The sequence below is a fragment of the Roseibium sp. genome, assembly GCF_025698965.1.
GTDB lineage: Bacteria > Pseudomonadota > Alphaproteobacteria > Rhizobiales > Stappiaceae > Roseibium.
This window is the reverse complement of the sequence record NZ_JAILWL010000596.1, coordinates 1-3,433: the sequence shown is the minus strand read 5'-3', so window position 1 is coordinate 3,433 and position 3,433 is coordinate 1. Positions and strand designations below refer to the sequence as shown.

At 55.1% G+C, this 3,433-nt stretch carries 4 protein-coding genes; 1 reads left to right on the top strand and 3 read right to left on the bottom strand.

Features of this window, described 5'->3' with window-relative positions; translation table 11 throughout:
• Positions 1-255: 255 nt before the first annotated feature.
• Entirely contained in the window at positions 256-1,161 is a 906-nt protein-coding gene (locus K5905_RS30160) for an EamA family transporter (RefSeq protein WP_297591386.1), read from the bottom strand.
• Positions 1,162-1,426: 265 nt separating this feature from the next.
• Between K5905_RS30160 and dapD the strand changes: the two genes are divergently transcribed.
• Positions 1,427-2,278: a 2,3,4,5-tetrahydropyridine-2,6-dicarboxylate N-succinyltransferase gene (gene dapD, locus K5905_RS30155; protein WP_297591384.1), complete on the top strand. Its 852-nt coding sequence runs from the start codon at positions 1,427-1,429 to the stop codon at positions 2,276-2,278.
• A gap of 57 nt (positions 2,279-2,335) precedes the next feature.
• On the opposite strand, the gene K5905_RS30150 is transcribed toward dapD, so the two are convergent.
• Both K5905_RS30150 and K5905_RS30145 read right to left on the bottom strand, forming a co-directional pair.
• Positions 2,336-2,917, bottom strand: coding sequence for a hypothetical protein (locus K5905_RS30150; RefSeq protein ID WP_297591382.1), 582 nt, complete (start codon positions 2,915-2,917; stop codon positions 2,336-2,338).
• 48 nt (positions 2,918-2,965) lie between these two features.
• Positions 2,966-3,433: M20/M25/M40 family metallo-hydrolase (locus K5905_RS30145; RefSeq protein ID WP_297591381.1), on the bottom strand; the 468-nt coding region annotated here is incomplete at its 5' end.

The following is a 3,433-nucleotide window of genomic DNA, read 5'->3' as shown; positions in this document are numbered from 1 at the left end:
GTCATGCCACAGACAAGGTGTTTGAGAAATCCAACCTGACGATTTCAGAAGCTCAGACGCTAATTTCGTTGTGCAAGCGTATCACGCAACCCTGATTTCACCGCTGTTATGCGGATGTCAGCCGGAGGTCATTTCCAGTCGCGGATTGTCTGATTTGCGAAAATCGACCCGCTGTGTCTGGCGCGATCTCCAGCGTCGATGTTCGAGGTCTTGTGTCCGGGTCATACTCTCTTCAAGCAGTCTTTTGGCGCAAAGCTAGCCTAACAAAATGATGCCAACCACCGCCGCGACGATAAAAACACAGCCGATGATTTCGGAGCGGACGATCACTTCCTTGAACACCAGCCAGGACGCCAGGAAGGTGAAGACCAGTTCGATCTGCGCAAGCGCACGAACATAGGCAACGTTCTGCAATGTCATGGCCGTGAACCAGCCGACCGATCCGGCAACACCGGACGCACCGACCCAGACTGCGCTGCGCCATTCGCGCAGACTTGCGCGGAGTTCGTCCGGTTCACGCCAGACCATCCAGGCGGACATGGCGAACGTTTGAAACAAGGTCGCGTAGACCAGTGCGTAAGCCGCCTGCATGGGAACGCCTGTCCCTTCCAGCGACAGGGAGGCCGTGCGGTAGGCCACCGCCGACGCCCCAAAAAAGGCCGCGGAGGCCAATCCGATCAGGGCGGGTCTACCCACCAGCGACGTGCGAATAGCAGACAGTGTCAGCGGTGCGCGGGCGAGCGAAATGACAACGACACCGATAATACCGATGACAATGCAGATGGCGACGATCGGGCTGACATGCTCTCCCAGAACGACAGAACCGAAAAGAGCTGCCTGGATCGGTTCGGTTTTTGAGTAGGCGGTGCCGACCGCAAAGTTGCGGAACGAGAACAGATAGACCAGCAGGAAAGTTCCGAGGATCTGTGCCAGACCGCCCAGAGCCCCGGCAATCAACAGTGTTGCACCGGGGGTCGGCAGCGGATAGTCAAAGACGAAATGCAGGATCGCCGCATAAACAATCGCAAAGGGTACCCCATAGCCGAACCTGACAAAGGTGGCGCCGGTCGTGCCGAGCTTGCCTTTCAGGTGCTTCTGCATGGCTGTGCGCAGGTTCTGGCAGAACGCGGCAAATATGGTGATCGGGATCCATAGCTCCACGGAGAGCACTTTCATCTATGAGTTGATCTGAAATCACCTTACCTCCGGACAATTCGCAATAAACTAGGGTTCTTTGCAACAGTTTGATTAGTTTTTCTCAACACCATCACAGAACTCCCCCTTTCAATCCGCTCATGCAGTTTCGAAAGTTACACCATTCCATGACGCGATCAGGACATCTTGGAGACTTCCGGCGCTTGACAGTGCTTGGTCCGACGGCTTACGTCCGCCCTTGAATTGTTAACGCCCGGAGACACTCATCCAGATGACCCAAGATCTCGCCTCCCTGTCCAAGATCATCGATACGGCCTTTGAAGACCGTGATGCAATCGGAGTAACCACGACCGGCGAAATCCGGGACGCAGTGGAAACTACGCTAAACCTGCTTGACCGCGGTGAATTGCGGGTTGCGGAGAAAAAGGACGGCGACTGGGTCGTCAATCAATGGGCCAAGAAGGCTGTTCTCCTGTCCTTCCGACTAAACGCCATGGAAGTCATCAAGGGTGGACCCGGCCAGGCAACCTGGTGGGACAAGGTTCCGTCCAAGTTCGATGGCTGGGGTGGAATGGATTTCGAAAACGCCGGTTTTCGGGCTGTTCCGAACTGCACCGTCCGCCGCTCCGCTTACATTGGCAAGGGCGTTGTCCTGATGCCGTCGTTCGTCAATCTCGGTGCTTATGTCGACGACGGCACGATGGTCGACACCTGGGCAACCGTCGGCTCCTGCGCCCAGATCGGCAAGAATGTTCATCTATCCGGCGGCGTCGGCATCGGTGGTGTTCTTGAACCGCTGCAGGCCGGCCCGGTCATTATTGAAGACAACTGCTTCATCGGCGCCCGCTCGGAAGTTGTCGAAGGCTGCATTGTCCGTGAAGGTTCCGTTCTCGGCATGGGCGTTTATATCGGCCAGTCGACGCGCATTGTGAACCGTATGACGGGCGAGATTTCCTATGGTGAAATTCCACCCTATTCCGTTGTTGTCGCCGGTTCCATGCCAACGTCGTCGCTGATGGGCAACGGGGAAGCCGCACCAAATCTTTATTGTGCCGTCATCGTGAAAACCGTCGACGAACGCACCCGCTCCAAGACGGGCATCAACGAACTGCTGCGGGACTGATAAAGTTACATACTGCGAGAAAACAAGAACCCGCCTCTTCGGAGGCGGGTTTTTTCATCAGCTCCACAGATTGCCGACAACCTGGGAAATGACCAGCGTCAGCAGAATGTCCAGAACAACGATGCCGATTGCAAGACTGATCGTTGCCTGTAGCGCAATGCGCGCAACAAGATAACGGTACCACAGAACGGCCACGAGACAGGAGAAGGACAAAAGTACGGCAATTCCAGGCGGAATGATGCCGAGGAGGAACAGCAGATAGGTGACAAGATAAGGCACCGAGGCCAGCAGACTGGTCCAGTTTCGAACAACTATGAACGGAACATAGCGCTGCGAAATACCAATCGGCGCTGCAAGCAACGCCAGAATGATCGGCAGCGCCACCCAATCAATCCCCAAACCGAAAAGCTGAGCCGTCCAGAAAGCGCCTTCCGGAAACCCTTCAGGATGATAGAGATTCTCGGAAAAGTAGAACTGCTTTTCCGCAAGTCCGCTGACGAGAAAAACGGGTAGCAGTAAAACAACAACCCCGAAAGATCTCCAAAAGCCCTGAATGGACTGATCGAAAAACGCCATGCCTTCCGGCCGGTTGCGCAACAGCAACCAGGATCCGTCCAGCGCCGCGCGGATTTCACTCATGCTGATCAAGTTCAAGCCGCTCCGTCAATCAGGTTAAAGACCCGGGGCTTATGAAAAATAGCTGGCCAAGAATCGTTTATATATTGCGGCAAGTTGGTCAAGGTCTGCAACTGCGACACACTCGTCTACCTTGTGCATTGTCTGGCCGACCAGGCCAAACTCGACAACCGGGCAATAGTTTTTGATGAAACGCGCGTCAGATGTGCCACCACCGGTAGAAAGCTCGGGCATGCGTCCTGTTTCGGACTTAACGGCTTTTCCCAAAGTCGCGATGAGTGTTTCGTCCTTGGTCAGGAAGGATTCGCTTGCATCTCGCTTGAACTGGATATCGAGCTTCAGGTTGCCGAGATCCACCGACCGCAGCGTTTCTAGAATTCTGGCTTTCAGGCTCTCCAGCGTCCATTCGTCATTGTAGCGGATATTGAACCGGCATTCCGCGTGCGCTGGAATGACGTTGAAGGCCGTGTTGCCGACATCTACCGTAACGATCTCCAGGTTGGATGGCTGGAATCTTTC